The sequence below is a fragment of the Nocardia sp. NPDC006982 genome (assembly GCF_042869435.1).
Classification (GTDB): Bacteria; Actinomycetota; Actinomycetes; order Mycobacteriales; family Mycobacteriaceae; genus Nocardia.
In genome coordinates this window covers 119,736-135,658 of the sequence record NZ_JBIAFV010000012.1, presented here as the reverse complement: position 1 = coordinate 135,658, position 15,923 = coordinate 119,736, and the positions used below count along the sequence as shown (strand labels likewise).

Annotated in this window: 17 protein-coding genes and 4 tRNA genes; 2 read left to right on the top strand and 19 right to left on the bottom strand. The window is 63.8% G+C overall.

The window, feature by feature from the left end; all coding sequences use genetic code 11:
• Position 1: 1 nt before the first annotated feature.
• The 8 genes from ACFYOW_RS35400 to rplJ form a co-directional block, all read right to left on the bottom strand.
• Entirely contained in the window at positions 2-1,012 is a 1,011-nt protein-coding gene (locus ACFYOW_RS35400) for an MCE family protein (RefSeq protein WP_387294395.1), read from the bottom strand.
• A complete protein-coding gene (locus tag ACFYOW_RS35395) occupies positions 1,012-2,079 on the bottom strand; it encodes an MCE family protein (RefSeq protein WP_387294475.1) in 1,068 nt (355 codons plus the stop codon). The genes ACFYOW_RS35400 and ACFYOW_RS35395 overlap by 1 nt, the downstream gene beginning before the upstream one ends.
• Positions 2,080-2,087: 8 nt before the next feature.
• A complete protein-coding gene (locus ACFYOW_RS35390) occupies positions 2,088-3,440 on the bottom strand; it encodes an MCE family protein (protein WP_387294394.1) in 1,353 nt (450 codons plus the stop codon).
• A 40-nt stretch (positions 3,441-3,480) separates the two neighbouring features.
• Positions 3,481-4,281: an MlaE family ABC transporter permease gene (locus tag ACFYOW_RS35385; protein ID WP_387294474.1), complete on the bottom strand. Its 801-nt coding sequence runs from the start codon at positions 4,279-4,281 to the stop codon at positions 3,481-3,483.
• A 69-nt stretch (positions 4,282-4,350) separates the two neighbouring features.
• Positions 4,351-5,112, bottom strand: coding sequence for an ABC transporter permease (locus tag ACFYOW_RS35380; protein WP_063045457.1), 762 nt, complete (start codon positions 5,110-5,112; stop codon positions 4,351-4,353).
• A 44-nt stretch (positions 5,113-5,156) separates the two neighbouring features.
• A complete protein-coding gene (locus ACFYOW_RS35375) occupies positions 5,157-6,233 on the bottom strand; it encodes an ABC transporter ATP-binding protein (protein WP_387294393.1) in 1,077 nt (358 codons plus the stop codon).
• Positions 6,234-6,474: 241 nt separating this feature from the next.
• Complete coding sequence (gene rplL, locus ACFYOW_RS35370; protein ID WP_043698929.1) at positions 6,475-6,855, bottom strand: 50S ribosomal protein L7/L12; 381 nt, start codon at positions 6,853-6,855, stop codon at positions 6,475-6,477.
• A 64-nt stretch (positions 6,856-6,919) separates the two neighbouring features.
• Complete coding sequence (gene rplJ / locus ACFYOW_RS35365; RefSeq protein ID WP_364358575.1) at positions 6,920-7,459, bottom strand: 50S ribosomal protein L10; 540 nt, start codon at positions 7,457-7,459, stop codon at positions 6,920-6,922.
• A gap of 428 nt (positions 7,460-7,887) precedes the next feature.
• Here rplJ and ACFYOW_RS35360 point away from each other — a divergent pair, with 428 nt between their 5' ends.
• A complete protein-coding gene (locus ACFYOW_RS35360; RefSeq protein ID WP_387294392.1) occupies positions 7,888-9,486 on the top strand; it encodes an MFS transporter in 1,599 nt (532 codons plus the stop codon).
• 70 nt (positions 9,487-9,556) lie between these two features.
• On the opposite strand, the gene ACFYOW_RS35355 is transcribed toward ACFYOW_RS35360, so the two are convergent.
• The 11 genes from ACFYOW_RS35355 to ACFYOW_RS35305 form a co-directional block, all read right to left on the bottom strand.
• On the bottom strand, positions 9,557-10,090 hold the full coding sequence (locus tag ACFYOW_RS35355) for an NADPH-dependent FMN reductase (protein ID WP_387294391.1): 534 nt from the start codon (positions 10,088-10,090) through the stop codon (positions 9,557-9,559).
• A 189-nt stretch (positions 10,091-10,279) separates the two neighbouring features.
• Positions 10,280-10,993, bottom strand: a complete 714-nt coding sequence (rplA, locus tag ACFYOW_RS35350) for a 50S ribosomal protein L1 (protein WP_354960268.1) — start codon at positions 10,991-10,993, stop codon at positions 10,280-10,282.
• A gap of 77 nt (positions 10,994-11,070) precedes the next feature.
• A complete protein-coding gene (gene rplK / locus ACFYOW_RS35345; RefSeq protein WP_040696015.1) occupies positions 11,071-11,505 on the bottom strand; it encodes a 50S ribosomal protein L11 in 435 nt (144 codons plus the stop codon).
• Between the two features lie 50 nt (positions 11,506-11,555).
• Positions 11,556-12,335: a transcription termination/antitermination protein NusG gene (nusG, locus tag ACFYOW_RS35340; protein ID WP_387294472.1), complete on the bottom strand. Its 780-nt coding sequence runs from the start codon at positions 12,333-12,335 to the stop codon at positions 11,556-11,558.
• A gap of 105 nt (positions 12,336-12,440) precedes the next feature.
• A complete protein-coding gene (gene secE / locus ACFYOW_RS35335) occupies positions 12,441-12,824 on the bottom strand; it encodes a preprotein translocase subunit SecE (protein WP_387294390.1) in 384 nt (127 codons plus the stop codon).
• A 106-nt stretch (positions 12,825-12,930) separates the two neighbouring features.
• Positions 12,931-13,003: transfer RNA gene (locus ACFYOW_RS35330), tRNA-Trp, on the bottom strand.
• A gap of 231 nt (positions 13,004-13,234) precedes the next feature.
• Positions 13,235-14,299, bottom strand: coding sequence for a fused (3R)-hydroxyacyl-ACP dehydratase subunits HadA/HadB (locus ACFYOW_RS35325; protein WP_387294471.1), 1,065 nt, complete (start codon positions 14,297-14,299; stop codon positions 13,235-13,237).
• 263 nt (positions 14,300-14,562) lie between these two features.
• Entirely contained in the window at positions 14,563-14,733 is a 171-nt protein-coding gene (gene rpmG, locus ACFYOW_RS35320) for a 50S ribosomal protein L33 (protein WP_011211653.1), read from the bottom strand.
• 43 nt (positions 14,734-14,776) lie between these two features.
• A tRNA-Met gene (locus ACFYOW_RS35315) sits at positions 14,777-14,852 on the bottom strand.
• A 74-nt stretch (positions 14,853-14,926) separates the two neighbouring features.
• Positions 14,927-14,999: transfer RNA gene (locus tag ACFYOW_RS35310), tRNA-Thr, on the bottom strand.
• A 141-nt stretch (positions 15,000-15,140) separates the two neighbouring features.
• Positions 15,141-15,632: a YajQ family cyclic di-GMP-binding protein gene (locus ACFYOW_RS35305; protein ID WP_040696024.1), complete on the bottom strand. Its 492-nt coding sequence runs from the start codon at positions 15,630-15,632 to the stop codon at positions 15,141-15,143.
• A gap of 205 nt (positions 15,633-15,837) precedes the next feature.
• Here ACFYOW_RS35305 and ACFYOW_RS35300 point away from each other — a divergent pair.
• A tRNA-Tyr gene (locus ACFYOW_RS35300) sits at positions 15,838-15,920 on the top strand.
• Positions 15,921-15,923: the final 3 nt, after the last annotated feature.

Sequence of the window (15,923 nt, the reverse complement as noted above, 5' to 3'; positions counted from 1 at the left end):
GTCAGTTACCTCCCATGGTGCGCACCGGCGGCCGATCGCCCGGAATCTCCGGCAGGCCGGGCGGGAGCAGGTTCACGATCACCGCGTCGAACCAGCGCCCGGTACCGAGCACATTCGCGTAGAGGCCGTAGAACGGCGCCGCGAGTTCCAGCGTCTTGGAAATGTTCTGCTGATTCTTGTTCAGCAGGTCGATGGAGGCCGCGAGGTTGGTCAATGCCGGCCCCATCTGCTTCTCGTTATCGGCGACCAACGCGCTCAGTTCGGCCGACACCGTCTTGGCGCCGGTGAGCAGCTGCGCGATGGACTGCTGGCGAATGTTCAACTCGGCCAGCAACTGTCCGCCGTTGGCCAGCAGCCGCTCGAACTGCTGATTGCGGTCGGCGAGCACACCGGTGGTCTGCCTGGTCGCCGCGAACAGCTTCTTGAGCTCCTCATCGCGCTTGCCGAGGGTTTCCGAGAGCCGGGCCACGCCGTCGATGGAGTTGCGGATCTCCGGCGGGGTGGTCTCGAACGCCTCCGAGAGCACCCGCATGCTGGTGGCCAGCTGCGCGGTGTCGATCTGGTCGATGTTCTTGGCCGCATCGCTGAACGCGTCCACCACGTCGTACGGAGATACCGTCCGCGACAGCGGAATCACTTTGCTCGGATCGGCGGGCTCGGAGCCCTTCGGATCCAGTGCCAGGTATTTCTGGCCGAGCACGGTCTTGATCTGAATGGAGGCGGTGGTCTCGTTGCCGACCCACGCGTCCTGGGTGCGGAAGTCGACGAGCACCTTATTGCCGTCGAGCCGAACATCCGACACCGCACCGACCTTCACACCGGCGATGCGAACCTCATTGCCCTTCTTGAGGCCCGCGGCCTCGGAGAACTGCGCGGTGTATTTGGTGCCCGCGCCGATGATCGGCAACCTGTCCAGGAAGAACGCGGAGATCGTCACGAGCAGCACCATGGCCAGGCCGAGCACACCCAGGAACGCGGGGCTGCGCTTGCCGAGCAGGATCCGGTCGTCCATCAGTGACCACCCTTCCCCTGGCAGCGCGGTGCGGCATTGGTGTAGATCGGCTGGTTGACCGTCGGCAAACCGGCGGGGAGGTTGAGCTGCGGCGCATCCACCGCGCCCGGTCCGACCACGATGTCGATACCGCACAGATAGAACTGGAACCAGGAGCCGTAGCTGCCGGCGCGGCCGAGCTTCTCCATCTTGATCGGCAGATTCGTCAGCGCCGTATTCACGTCGTCCTTGCGCTCGTCGAGGGTGCCGGTGAGCTGGCTGAGCCCGGCGATCGAGCCCTGCAGCGTCGGGCGGGTCGGCACCAGCAGATCCGCGGTGGCCGAGGCCAGATTGGCGAGCGAGGTGACCGAGCTGCCGATGGTGTCGCGTTCGGCGGCCAGCCCGCTGACCAGTGCCTCGGTATTGACGATCAGCTGATCGAACTGGCCCTCGCGCTCGTTGACCGCATTGAGTACGGCCGTCAGGTTGCGCACCAGATCACCGATGACCGCGTCCTTGTCGGCGATCTTGTTCGTCAGGTTCGCGGTGGTTGCCACCAGATCGTGGATGGTGCCCTGCTCGCCCTGGAAGACCTGGATGATCTCGTAGGACAGCTTGTTCACGTCATCGGCGGTCAGCGTCTGGAACAGCGGACGGAAGCCGTTGAACAGTGTGGTCAGGTTCAGTGCGGGCCTGGTGTGCTCGAGCCCGATGGTCGCACCCTTGTTGAGTTTGCGGCCCTGCTCGCCCGTGCCCTGTTCGAGCGCGATGTAGCGCTGGCCGACCAGGTTGCGGTACTTGATGGTCGCCGTCGTCGACGCGGGCAGCCAATCTCGGTCGGTCAGTTCGAATCCGACCTCGGCCTGGCGCTTGTCCACGATCTTGACGCTGGTGACCTTGCCGACCCGGACACCGGCGATGCGCACCTCGTCACCTTTATTGACCGAGGTGACATCGGAGAAGCGCGCCTTGAACGCGGTGCCGCCGCCGGTGTAGTTGGCGATCGAGAGCCCGAGGATCGTCGTCGCCAACAGCGTGACGACGATGAAGATGATGAGTTTGGTCAGCGGCCCGCCGAGGCCGCGCATCGTTTCCTTCATCGCACGCTCACCTCACTGCCACGGAATGCGGGTGCACCGATCCTGGTGACCCAGCTGGGCACCTGGTCGGGCGAAACACCGTTCGCCGCACCGTAGATCGTGCCGAGGGTCTGCTGTTCGGCGGGCGAGCCGGCCGTGGTCGGCACATTCGCGGCCGGGTACATGCCGAACTGCGGCACCGGCAGCTTGCCGCTGTCCTGGTCACCCGGATTGCGGCTGGGCACCTGGTAGGAACCGTCGTTGATCGGTCCGCCGGTGTACTGCCCCGGATCGGTGAAGACCGGGTATTCGGGCAGGCACCAAGGCCCGCGGGTGTCCAGCCAGCGTGGCTCGTCCTGGTTGGGCAGGTACTTGCCGCGGGTGTTGGTCAGCTCGATGGTGACTCGCGAGCCGGGCCGCTTGGTGCCCATACCCATGAGCTGGTCGATGCGCGGCTTCATCTTGGCGAAGTTCGCTATTGCGCAGGTGTAAGTCGGCGAGTAGGTCGCCAGCTGTTCCAGCGCGGGCCGCGAGTCGGCGGCCACATCGATGATGTTGTCGCGGTTGGCGATCAGGAAGTCCGTGGTGGTGGCCGCGGTCGGATTCAGCGTGGCCAGCAGGGTATCGATCTGCGGGCGGCGCTGCACGATGGTCGCGTTGGTGGTGCGCAGGTTGTCGAATGCGTCGACCAGTTGCGGCAGCGCATCGGAATAGGTGGCGGCCACATCGGCGAAGCTCACCAGATCCTGCTTGAGATCGGGCATGACCCCGTTGACCTCACGGAAGATGTGATCCAACTTCTCCACCGTTTCACCGAGCGCCAGACCCTGACCCGAAAGCGCTTGGGACAGTGCGCCGAGCGTCGAGGCGAGATCCTGCGGCGGAATCGCCTGCAGCAGTGGCAGCACATCGTCGAGCAGCTTGCTGATCTCGATGGCATTGCCGCTGGTGTCCTGATGCAGGGTCACGCCCTCGGTCAGGTGCTGCTTACTCGGCTCGTCCGGGATGACCAGATCCACATACCGCTCGCCGAACAGCGTCTTCGGCAGCAGCCGGGCCGTCGCATTGACCGGAATCTGCTGCGCCTTACCGGGATCGATCGCGAGGTCGAGGGTCACCTTGCCGCCCTCGGACCGGCTCGACCTGACCTCGCCGACATTGACGCCGCGCACCTTCACATCGGCATTGCGGGTCAACGCATTTCCCACGCTGTCGGTGATCAGTTCGACCCGGACGGTATCGACGAACGCCTTGTTGTAGATCGCGACCGTGGTGACCAGGAATAGTGCGCAGACCACGAAGAATGCGATACCGAGCAGCCGGACGCGCAATTTCTCCGTCGCGCGCCACATCTGCACGCGATTACTCATGACGGCACCTCACTGCCGCTCCCAATTCGATGATCCGCGCTCATCCAGCAACCCGCACTGTCGTAGTAGTTCCCCAGATTGCGAGGCTCAGGAAGAAATCGAGCACATTCACGAGGACGATCGCCGCGCGCACCGCGCGACCCACCGCAACGCCGACACCGGCCGGTCCGCCGGTGGCATTGAAGCCGTAATAGCAATGCACCATGATGATTACGAATGCGAAGACCAATACTTTGACGAATGAATACAAGACGTCTTCTGGTGGCAGGAACAAACTGAAATAGTGGTCATAGGAACCACTGGATTGTCCGTTGAACCAGATGCTGATCATTCGCGACGCCAGGAATGTGCCCAGCAGGCCCACGATGTAGAGCGGGATGACCGCGAGGAAGCCTGCGATCACCCGGGTGGTGACCAGGAACGGCACACCGGGCACCGCCATCACCTCGAGCGCATCGATCTCCTCGGAGATACGCATCGCGCCGAGCTGGGCGGTGAAACCACAACCCACCGTTGCCGATAGCGCGAGCGCCGCGACCAGCGGCGCGATCTCGCGGGTGTTGATGTACGCGGTGAGAAAGCCGGTCAGCACCGAGCTGCCGAGCGAATCCAACGCCTTGAAGCCCTGCAGGCCGACGACGACGCCGACCGAGCCGGACATGAACACGATGACGCCGATGGTGCCGCCGATGACGGCCAGCGCACCACTGCCGAAGGTCACCTCGGCGAGCAGCCGCATGACCTCCTTGCGGTAGTGCACCGCGGTGCGCGGTATCCAGGCGATGGCCTTGGAATAGAACGACATCTGATCGCCGGCGCGATCGACGATATTCACCGGCATGCGCGCGATCTCACGGACCCGGCGGGCGGATTTCGCCAGGACCGGGGGACGGTACGAGGTGGCCACGGGTCAGGCGCCCTTGGCGGGGACGACCTGCAAATACACCAGTGTCAGGATCAAGTTCACGAAGAACAGAACCATGAAGGTGATAACCACGGATTGGTTCACCGCGTCTCCGACTCCTTTCGGGCCCCCTTTGGGATGCAACCCCTTGTACGCGGCGATCACGCCTGCGATCAGACCGAATACCAAGGCCTTGATCTCGCCGATCCACAGGTCCGGCAATTGGGCCAGCGCGGAGAACGAAGCGAGGTAGGCGCCGGGCGTACCGCCCTGCAGCCCGACATTGAAGAAATAGCCGCCGGCGATGCCGACCACCGATACCAGACCGTTGAGCAGCAGCGCGACCAGCATCATGCCGAGTACGCGCGGCACCACGAGCTTCTGCACCGGATCGACGCCGAGCACCTCGAGTGCGTCGATCTCCTCACGGATGGTGCGCGAGCCGAGATCGGCGGCTACCGCCGATCCGGCCGCGCCCGCGATGATCAACGCGGTGACAACGGGGGCGGCCTGCTGGACGGTAGCCAGGACGCTGGTTGCGCCGGTAAACGATTCGGCGCCTAGTTGTTTGATCAGAGAGCCGGTCTGCAGCGCGACAACCGCACCGAACGGGATGGCAACCAGTGCGCTCGGCAATATCGAGACACTCGCGATGAACCACGACTGCTCGATGAATTCGCGCAACTGGAAAGGCCGTTTGAACGTCTTGCGCATAACGTCGATGAACAGCGCAAAGATGTTGCCGGCCTGGCCAAACCCCGACTCCATTGGAGTCCGCAATCGCGCCAGGGTGGAATTCACGATCGCAGATGTTACCCGTTAGTTGTGTTGTGGCGCACGGTAGTGTCGAATGACCCACCCTGGTATCCGCCCAGCTCCCCGTTCTGGTACGCCATCACCTGCGTATCGTCGCTCTGCTCGAGTGACTCACGGATAGCCGCCTGGGCCGCGTGCGGGAGGGTGTGCATGATCTCGCGGACGCGCGCCTGACGGCGAAGCACCGCTTGGCGCACCGGCATACCGGGAGTGGCCCGCATCTGCGGGATGATGCCCTCGACCTCTTCGGCGCCACCATGATGGTGTCCGGCGTCCACGAGCGCCTGCTCGCGCGCCATCTGCGCCTCGTCCTTTTCCTCCGACATACCGATCGGACCGATCATGCGGCCGTTGAGGAACTGCTTGACCACCGGCTCCTCCGAGGTCAACAACACCTCACGCGGACCGAACATCACCAGCGAACGCCGGAACAGCATCCCGATGTTGTCGGGCACGGTGCGCGCCAGGTTGATGTTGTGAGTCACGATCAGGATCGTCGCGTCGATCTGAGCGTTGATGTCGATCAGCAGCTGCGACAGATACGAAGTACGGACCGGGTCCAGACCGGAGTCGGGCTCGTCGACCAGGATGATCTGCGGATCCAGCACCAGCGCGCGGGCCAGACCGGCACGCTTGCGCATACCACCGGAGATCTCACCGGGCAGCTTGCCCTCCGCACCGAGCAGACCAGTCAGCTCGAGCTTCTCCATCACGATCTTCTTGATGTCGGACTCGGACTTCTTGGTGTGCTCGCGCAACGGGAACGCCACATTGTCGAACAGATTCATCGAGCCGAACAGGGCACCGTCCTGGAACAGCACACCGAACAGCTTGCGGATTTCGTAGAGCTCCTTATTGGAGCAGGTGGTGATATCGGTGCCGTCGATGAAGATCGAACCGCGCTCCGGACGCAGCAGACCGATCAGCGACTTCAAAAAGACGGACTTACCGGTACCCGAGGGGCCGAGCAGCGCGCTGACCTCACCCGAGGGCAGCGTCAATGAGACGTCCTGCCAAATTCGCTGTGAACCGAAGGACTTGGTAACACCCTCGGTCCTGACCTCGACGCCCACGCCAACCTCCACAAATTCTCAGCGAGCCACCCACCGGCGAACCGCGCTATTCGGTATCACGGTGTGTCGCATCACAGTGGGTGCGGTCACTGTATCCCATGAGCATGACGCGGCACACCCTTACCTGACCGAAGAGTAACCCCGAATCACTCGCAATATTCGCATTACCGTCGCACCCGTCATGACAACGCAAACGGGCGGCCCCCAATGGGAACCGCCCGCTCGGCGAGTTACTCGCGAATTACTTCACGGAAACCTTGGCGCCAGCCTCTTCCAGCTTCGCCTTGGCAGCCTCGGCGGCGTCCTTGGCGACCTTCTCCAGGATCGGCTTCGGGGCGCTCTCGACGAGGTCCTTGGCTTCCTTCAGGCCCAGGCCCGAGACGATCTCACGGACCACCTTGATGACCTGGATCTTCTTGTCGCCGGCACCCTCGAGGACGACGTCGAACTCGTCCTGCTCCTCGGCGGCCTCGGCCGGAGCGGCAGCGCCACCGACGGCGGCGACGGCGACCGGAGCAGCCGCGGTGACCTCGAACTTCTCCTCGAACTTCTTGACGAAGTCCGACAGCTCGAGCAGGGTCATGTTGCCGAAGGTCTCGAGCAGTTCGTCAACGTTGGCCATTGTTGTTTCCTTTCGGTAGTTGGTTGTCTATGTGGGCGAGCCGCACGCGATCCACCCGGGGGTGTTACTCGGCGGCAGCTCCGCCTTCTTCGGCCTGCTTCTTCTCCTGCAGCGCAGCGGCCAGGCGGGCCACCTGCGAAGCGGGAGCGTTGAACAGACCGGCAGCCTTCGCCAGGTTGCCCTTCATCGCGCCGGCCAGCTTGGCCAGCAGCACCTCGCGGGACTCCAGGTCGGCGATCTTCTCGACCTCGGCAACGGACAGCGCGGCGCCGTCCATGTACCCGCCCTTGATGATGAGCGCCTTGTTGTCCTTGGCGAAGGTCTTGATGGCCTTCGCTGCGTCGACCGGCTCGCCCTTGATGAAGGCGATGGCGGTCGGTCCGACGAACAAGTCGTCCAGGCCAACGACGCCCGCTTCCGCAGCCGCCCGCTTGACCAGGGTGTTCTTGGCGACGGAGTAGGTAGCGCCTTCGCCGAGCGCGCGACGCAGATCGGTGAGCTTACCGACCGACAGACCACGGTATTCCGTGATGACGGTGGCCGACGAGCTCTTGAACTGCTCCGTGATCTCCTCGACCGCGGTGACCTTCTCGGGTTTTGCCATACTTCGCCTCCTCTCTGGATGTCGGTTCGTATTCGAACTGCCGAGTACCAGGGGCCAGCGAAAAGCAAACGCCCCGAACGCAGAGCGTTCCGGGGCGCAATAGGTGATCGACCCAGGCATGGCCCAGATCGAATCCCAGCCTCGGTCCTCCCTGCGTGGGCCGCCGGCTCGATGCCGGACCTTCGACCACGCCCGAACGGGCGCAGCGACCAACGGTCTTCGGTAGAACGGATTGGGTAGTCATCGAACTCGTCGATTACTTCGGTCCAGAGTAGCCGAACCCGCCGCCATCTGCCAAAACGGCTACGAACGGAACCCTTCCGCGCCTGAATTGTTGTGGTGCAGCTCACAATTCGGCCCAATATGTGTCGGACATCGCCGCAATAAAGCGTTACCAAGAGTCACAGTTACTGTTTCACTACCTAACTATGGCAACCTCCATAGTCGATCCACCGGTGCTGTTGGAACGACGCACCAGGCGCTTCATCGCTCTTGCCGTCATCTGTCTGGCGGAGCTGCTGGTCGTCCTCGACAACACCATCGTGAATGTGGCCCTACCCTCCATCGGAGTGGAATTGGCCACCGGCGTCAGCGGCCTGCAATGGGTCGTCGACGCGTACACCCTGACCTTCGCCGGATTGTTGCTGGCCTTCGGCAATCTCGGCGACCGCTACGGACGCCGCCGCGTCATGATGATCGGCCTGGTCGGCGTGGCCGTCATGTCCATCGGCGGTGCCCTGTCGGAATCCATGGGCAGTGTTATCGCCGCCCGCGCTGCGATGGGAGTTTTCGCCGCGGCCGTCTTCCCCGCGACGCTGGCGCTGATCATCAATATCTTCACCGATAAGCGCGAGCGCGCACTGGCCATCGCCGCCTGGACGGCCATGGCCGGCTTCGCCATCGCGATCGGCCCGATCTCCGGCGGCTGGCTGCTGGAACACTTTTCGTGGCATTCGGTCTTCTGGATCAATGTGCCGGTAGCGCTGATCGCCCTGGCCGCCACCCTGATCTGGGTGCCCGAATCGCGATCCGCCCAGGTGGGGCGGCTCGATCTGCCGGGCATCGGATTGTCGGTCACCGGCATCACCGCACTGGTGTGGGCAATTATCGAAGCGCCGCGATACGGCTGGCTTTCCACGACCACACTCGGCGTCAGCGCACTCGGCGGCGCACTGCTCGCGGCGTTCATCACGTGGGAATTGCGTACCAGCGCACCGATTCTCGATATGCGCCTTTTCCGCAATCGCCGATTCTCGATGCCTGCCTTGGCGATTGCGGTCGGCTACTTCTCGATGTTCGGGTTCCTGTTCCTTATTACTCAGTACTTCCAAGGGGTACGGGAGTACACGCCGCTCGAATTCGGTATCGCCTCACTGCCGTTCGCGTTCTCGGTGGCGGTCGGCGCACCGATCGCGACGCTCATGGCGACCCGCATCGGCACCACGCCGGTGATCGTATTCGGGTTGTTGCTCACCGGTGTCGGACTGTATCTCGGCGGACAGGTCACGGTGGACAGCAGTTACGTCATCGGTGTGCTGCCGTCCATGGTTTCGATGGCGCTCGGTCTGGCCATCGTGCAGGGCCCGGCCACCGAATCGATCATGTCGGCACTGCCACTGGACGAAGCGGGCGCAGGGTCGGCGGTCAACGACACCACCCGCGAGATCGGCGGCACCCTCGGCGTCGCGGTGCTCGGCTCGATTGTGGCCTCGTACTACACGACTCGGATCGCCGCGCGCATCGATGCGGTGCCGAAGGGGCTGATGAGCGACAACGAGAAGAGCCTGGTGAAGGCCAGTCCGCTCAGCGTCCTCGAAATGCGCAAGCGCCCGCTGGCACCGTTCTTCGAAACCCAACGCGAAAACCTCATCATCGCAATGAAAACCGCAGCACTACAGGGTTCCCACGCAGCATCACTGGTCGCCGCGGGTGCGGTGGTGGTCTGCGCCGTAATCGTCGCCATCTTCCTCCCCTGGGCCGCACCGGAAGGCGAGTCCGTCCTCCTCGGCTGGCGCAACACCGACTGACCGTCGAGGCGAGTCGAAAGGTGGTTCGGATGTGCTCCGGCAGCCACCTTTCGACTCGCCTCGGCGACGGTCAGACGTGCGCGGCCTGGCGGGCCAGGAGGGTGAGGGCCGCCAGGGCGCCGGTGCGGAATTCGGGGGTGGTGACCAGGCCGTCGGTATCCATGGCATCGCGTGCTACGGGGAGGCGGGGACAGTTTGCCGGGTCGACCACGGCGCCGACGTAACCCAGGACCGTAGTCAGGGTCGCGGCCGCACCTTCGCCGCGGCCCTGGGCGGCGACATTGAGGAAGGCGGTCGGCTTTTCGTAAAGGTCGGCGGTGCCGACGGTCCAATCGAGCAGGTTCTTGAAGCTGCCCGGAAGGGTGCCCGCGTATTCGGGGGTGCAGAGCAGGACGGCGTCGGCGCGGGAAAGGTGTTCGCGCAGTGCGAGAACTGAGGGGTGGGCGGTCCCGTCGTCGTCCGGACTGAAGGCGGGGAGTTCGGAAAGCCCGTCGTACCAGAAGGTTTCGATGCCCTCCGGCGCGATCGCCGCCACGGTGCGCAATGCGGCGGTATTCGTCGAAGCACTGCGCGTGCTTCCGGAGATGAGCAGAACAGCGGTCACCTGAGGGGCAACGTCCGCGACAAGTCGATTAGTCCGGCGCGACCGTACGGAATCGATGTCAGCAGTTCCCAGTTCGCATGATCCGGGTTCGAAAAGCACAAAGGGCGGGAACGCGATTCGCGTTCCCGCCCTTTGTGCTGGTACTCAGCGTCCGGAGAGGCGCCAATGCTCCGAAGAGCCGGGTGCTACTTACGCATCCTCGTCGAGGAGGTTGCGGGTGCGGTTCGGGTCCACCGGGATGCCCGGTCCGGTGTTCGTCGAGACCGTCACCTTCTTGACGTAGCGGCCCTTGGCCGTCGACGGCTTGGCACGCAGGATCTCGTCCAGCGCTGCGCCGTAGTTCTCCACCAGCTTGGCATCGTCGAAGGACGCCTTGCCGATGACGAAGTGCAGGTTGGCCTGCTTGTCGACGCGGAAGTTGATCTTGCCGCCCTTGATGTCGTTGACGGCCTTGGTCACATCGTTGGTGACCGTGCCCGTCTTCGGGTTCGGCATCAGGCCGCGCGGGCCGAGGACACGCGCGATCCGGCCGACCTTGGCCATCTGGTCCGGGGTGGCGATCGCGGCGTCGAAGTCCAGCCAGCCGCCCTGGATCCGCTCGATCAGATCCTCGGCGCCGACGGCGTCCGCACCGGCGGCCTCGGCCTCGGCGGCCTTCTCACCGGCCGCGAACACGATGACGCGGGCGGTCTTACCGGTGCCGTGCGGCAGGTTGACCGTGCCGCGGACCATCTGGTCGGCCTTGCGGGGATCCACACCGAGACGAACGGCGACCTCGACGGTCGCGTCGGTCTTGGTGGTTGCGGTCTCCTTCGCCAGCCGCGCGGCGGCCAGCGGGGAGTAGAGCTGAGTGCGATCGACCTTCTCGGCCGCGGCGAGATACGCCTTGCTTCGTTTTGCCATGATTTTCTGTCCTTAATGTGGTTCAGAAGTGGTTATCGGGTCTGGCCGACCCTCCCACCGGGATTGCGAGTGCGAACTCACGCCTCGACGGTGATACCCATCGAACGCGCGGTACCCGCGATGATCTTGGCCGCCTGGTCGATGTCCTTGGCGTTCAGATCTTCCTGCTTGGTCTTGGCGATCTCCCGGACCTGGTCCATGGTGACCTTCGCGACCTTGGTCTTGTGCGGCTCGGCCGAGCCCTTCTGCACACCGGCGGCCTTGAGCAGCAGCTTGGCGGCGGGCGGAGTCTTCAACTTGAAGTCGAAGGTCCGGTCCTCGTATACCGAGATCTCGACCGGAATGACGTTGCCACGCTGCGACTCGGTCGCGGCGTTGTACGCCTTGCAGAACTCCATGATGTTGACGCCGTGCTGACCGAGCGCGGGCCCGACCGGAGGGGCCGGGTTCGCCTGGCCGGCCTGGATCTGAAGCTTGATGATCCCGGCGAGCTTCTTCTTCTTGGGGGGCATCTTTCTTTCCTAGGGTTTTTGTGTCCTTGCTCTTTGCAAGATTCGGGGTCCTAGATCTTCGCGACCTGGGTGAACGCCAGCTCGACCGGAGTCTCGCGACCGAAGATCGACACGAGCACCTTGAGCTTCTGCTGCTCGGCATTGACCTCGGAGATGCTGGCGGGCAGCGTCGCGAACGGGCCGTCCATCACGGTCACCGACTCGCCGACCTCGAAGTCGACCTCGATGACCGGCTTGGGCGCGATATCGGTGGCGGTCGAAGCCGCGGCGGCGGCCTCGGCAGCGGGCTTCTTCTGCTGCTGCGCGGCCGGGACCAGGAACTTCACCACGTCGTCGATGGAAAGCGGCGACGGCCGCGAGGTGGCGCCGACGAAACCGGTCACACCGGGGGTGTTGCGCACCGCGCCCCAGGACTCGTCGTTGAGTTCCATCCGGACCAGGATGTAACCGGGCAGCACCTTACGGTTGACGTGCTTGCGCTGACCGTTCTTGATCTCGGTGACCTCTTCGGTCGGCACCTCGACCTGGAAGATGTAATCCTCGAGGTCCAGGTTCTGCACGCGGGTCTCGAGGTTGGCCTTCACCTTGTTCTCGTAACCGGCGTACGAGTGGATTACGTACCAATCGCCGGGGGCGCGCCGCAGCGCGGCCTTCATTTCGGCAACCGGATCGGCGGGTTCGGCATCGACAGGAGCGGCCTCGACAAGTTCGGCGTCAGCGGCGTCGGATTCGTCGACAACAGCTTCCTCGACGCCCGCGGACTCCTCGACGGTCTGCACCGCTTCGTCGACCGGGAACTCGTCGGTTGTGTCGTTCTCCGGGGTGCTCACTGGGGCACTCGCTTCCTGTGTCGTCACGTACATCCTTTGCGTACCGGGCCTGGCGCGCTGTAACGCGCCGGCTCGGGGTCGGCTACCGGCGTCGGCGGCGATCAGCTAGCCGAACAGCCAGTTGACACCCTTGATGAACGCCAGATCCAACCCGCTGATGAACGCGACCATGAAGATCACGAACACCAGAACAACGCTCGTATAGGTGACCATCTGCTTCCGGTTGGGCCAGATCACCTTGCGCAGTTCCGCGACTACTTCGCGCAGGAACTTGATCAAACGCTTGAACGGGTTACCCGTCTTCTTGCGTTCGGCCCGATCGGTCTTCTTGGCTGCCTTGCCCGATGCGGGCCGATCGATCGTGGCGACCGAGCCCGAATCGGCATTGCGACTGCGCCGCGCGGACCTCTTACCGCTCGGCCGAGCCACCGCGGCGGTGTCGTCGTCCTCGGCATGCGCACCGTGGCGATTATCCCGCTCGTCGCTCACGCCGTCACCTCGCTACGCTCGGCGCCGCCGTGCGCGATGCGCGCTGTGCCAATGGCTCGCTCGCTACGCTCGCTCACGTCGATCCTTTCGTCGCTGGCATCCAGGGCAGGGGCGACAGGACTTGAACCTGCAACCTGCGGTTTTGGAGACCGCTGCTCTGCCAGTTGAGCTACGCCCCTTCGGTTGGACGATCCAGCTGTCCAACCACTGTTCTGTGTTCAGTTGTCGTTCTTCCATCTGGTGTCACACAACACGCGCGCCACTCCGGCAGTTGCCGGCCCCGTCGGCGAATCCCTGCGGACTCACCTGGAACCAGCCCTTGCAGAGCAGCGCGCAGCGGCTGGTGACCCCAGAAATCTGAGTGTACGTTACCGCCTGCGGCATATGCCAATCAGGGTCGCTCGACCAGGTCAGGCCAGTTGGACCGTCGCGGTGGCGCGTCCGAAGATCTTCCTGCCCGCCGACTTCGCCACGATGGCGACGACCGCGGTCCGGGTCTCCGGATCCACCGACTTCACCTTACCCGTGAACTCGACCTCCGCAGGCTCCTCGGAGCCGACGTAGACCGGGCTGGTGAAGCGGACGTTGTACTCCTTGACCGCGCCGGGATCGCCGAGCCAGGAGGTGACGAAACCGCCGCCGAGGCCCATGGTGAGCATGCCGTGCGCGACCACGTTGTCCAGGCCGACCAGCTTGACGACCTCGTCACTCCAGTGGATCGGATTCGCGTCGCCGGAGACGCCCGCATAGTTCACCAGATCGCCGCGGGTCAGCCGGACGGTACGTGGGGGCAGCTCGTCGCCGACGGCGATGTCCTCGAATTTGATCGCGTGCTTACTCGGCACGATCGCAGGCACCACGGGCGCAGGCGCCGCGAGTGCATCGGTGGCGGCACCGGTGCGCGGATGGTGGCTCGGCGCGTCCTCGCCGATGCCGTGCATCAGCACATTGCGGACCGCGCCCTGCAGGTTCGGATCGATATCGCCGCCGCTGCGCCCGATCAGCGTGGTGTAGGTGGTGAGCACCACCTCGTCCTGTGCGGTGACGATGTTCTTGGTGACGATGATGTCGCCGCCGAAGGCCTGCCGGAACGAGTGCAGGTAGACATCGCAGACCAGCTGGTCGCCGACCTTGATCGGCCGGTGGAATTCCAGGATCTGATCGGTCTGCATGATCTGGCTCAGGTCGTAGCCCGTGACGATCTGCTCGAAGAGTTTGCGCTGGGCCAGAATTCCGACCAGGGAGATGAAGGTGACCGGGGCGAGCAGGCTGTCGTAGCCGTACTCCTGCGCGGCGTCTTCATCCCAGTGCACCGGGTGGTAATCCTGCACAGCGCGGGCGTATTCACGCACCTTCTCGCGGCCGACCTCGTAGTAGTCGTCGACGCGGTAATGATGACCGACCATCGCCGCGGCGTGCGCCGCAGGATCGAGTTCTTCGTCCGCTGCAACCGCTTCGTCTGTACCGGTGTTGATTGTCACGGGAGGACTGTACCTATCTGACCCCGAGCCCCGGAGTCGACGGAGCGTTCACGACTACGCCTCGCTAGCGCTCGGCTCCGTCGTGCCCGCTTGGCGGCTGTGTCGATCGGTTACTCGCTTCGCTCGCAACGCCCACCGCACTCGAGTCGTAAAACACGTCAGGGCCGGACATATGTCCGGCCCTCGCAAGTGTCACGACCCGAGAATCCGGGACCGACCCGGAAGCCAATCACCGCGGCAGCGGCACGCGTGGTGGACTAGCGGGATTCGCGGTGCGCCCGGTGGGTGCCACAGTTCGGGCAGAACTTCTTCAGCTCCAGCCGATCCGGGTCGTTGCGCCGGTTCTTCTTGGTGATGTAGTTGCGGTGCTTGCACTGCTCGCAGGCCAAGGTGATCTTTGGCCGGACATCGGTGGACTTCGCGGCCACGATATTCCTTCTTTCGGGTCAACCAGATGGTCTGATCGGTTTTTGGTAGCGATGGCCGGACTTGAACCGGCGACACAACGATTATGAGTCGTTTGCTCTACCGACTGAGCTACACCGCCACGGGGTCGCATTGCTTGGTGATGCCGCGCCCAACCTTGGAGATGCCGAGTCGGTCACCACCGGCAATCCGGCGAGCCCCCTAACGGAATCGAACCGTTGACCTTTTCCTTACCATGGAAACGCTCTGCCGACTGAGCTAAGGGGGCATGACTAGCTCCGCACCGTGACCAACGTTCAGGACTCCGGCGCGGCGAAGTCTTGAACGAGATTACACACTCACCGGTCGCACCTCCAAACCGGGTGGTCAGAGCGGTTTTTGCGGCCACACGCGGCGGCCGCCACGACTCCTACCGGTAATTGACGAACTGCAGCGCGATGCCGAAGTCCTCACCCTTCAGCAATGCGATCACCGCCTGCAGATCGTCGCGCTTCTTACTGGAGACGCGTAGTTCGTCACCCTGGATCTGCGCCTTGACGCCCTTGGGCCCCTCGTCGCGGATCTTCTTGGAAATTTTCTTCGCATGCTCGGCGTCGATGCCCTGCACCAGCGTGCCGGTGATTTTGTAGGTCTTGCCGGAGGCCGCGGGCTCGCCGGCATCGAAGGCCTTGAGCGAGATATCGCGGCGAATCAGCTTTTCCTTGAATACGTCGAGCGCCGCCTTGACCCGCTCCTCGGCCTCGGCACTGAGCACGATCTTGTCCTCACCGGACCATTCGATACTCGCGCCGGTGCCACGGAAGTCGTAGCGGGTGTTCAGCTCCTTCTCCGCCTGATGCAGCGCGTTGTCGACCTCCTGACGGTCGACCTTGCTGACAACATCGAAAGACGAATCGGCCACACTTCGCTCCTGTCCTGGCGGTCCAACGGGTCCCAGCTGACCCTTTCGAGCGACCTGCAAGCAGTCGCCGGCGACCAGATGATCCGGTCACCGTCAGTTCTACCCCGGAGCGCGACCCTAGTCCCGCCACATGGCCGATGGCCAGCCGGTTTGCATTCAGGGTGCAGGTTCGTTGTAAGCTGCTCTGCGCGTCGAGAAGCGCGACGGCAGGTTGCCCGAGCGGCCAATGGGAGCAGACTGTAAATCTGTCGGTGAAAGCCTACGTAGGTTCGAATCCTACACCTGCCACCG

Excerpts from the sequence above, each read along its gene's own strand:
- ACFYOW_RS35400 (WP_387294395.1), bottom strand. The coding sequence starts at position 1,012 with ATGGACGACCGGATCCTGCTCGGCAAGCGCAGCCCCGCGTTCCTGGGT.
- ACFYOW_RS35395 (WP_387294475.1), bottom strand. The coding sequence starts at position 2,079 with ATGCGCGGCCTCGGCGGGCCGCTGACCAAACTCATCATCTTCATCGTC.
- ACFYOW_RS35390 (WP_387294394.1), bottom strand. The coding sequence starts at position 3,440 with ATGAGTAATCGCGTGCAGATGTGGCGCGCGACGGAGAAATTGCGCGTC.
- ACFYOW_RS35385 (WP_387294474.1), bottom strand. The coding sequence starts at position 4,281 with ATGCCGGTGAATATCGTCGATCGCGCCGGCGATCAGATGTCGTTCTAT.
- ACFYOW_RS35380 (WP_063045457.1), bottom strand. The coding sequence starts at position 5,112 with ATGGAGTCGGGGTTTGGCCAGGCCGGCAACATCTTTGCGCTGTTCATC.
- rplL (WP_043698929.1), bottom strand. The coding sequence starts at position 6,855 with ATGGCCAACGTTGACGAACTGCTCGAGACCTTCGGCAACATGACCCTG.
- rplJ (WP_364358575.1), bottom strand. The coding sequence starts at position 7,459 with ATGGCAAAACCCGAGAAGGTCACCGCGGTCGAGGAGATCACGGAGCAG.
- ACFYOW_RS35360 (WP_387294392.1), top strand. The coding sequence starts at position 7,888 with ATGGCAACCTCCATAGTCGATCCACCGGTGCTGTTGGAACGACGCACC.
- rplA (WP_354960268.1), bottom strand. The coding sequence starts at position 10,993 with ATGGCAAAACGAAGCAAGGCGTATCTCGCCGCGGCCGAGAAGGTCGAT.
- rplK (WP_040696015.1), bottom strand. The coding sequence starts at position 11,505 with ATGCCCCCCAAGAAGAAGAAGCTCGCCGGGATCATCAAGCTTCAGATC.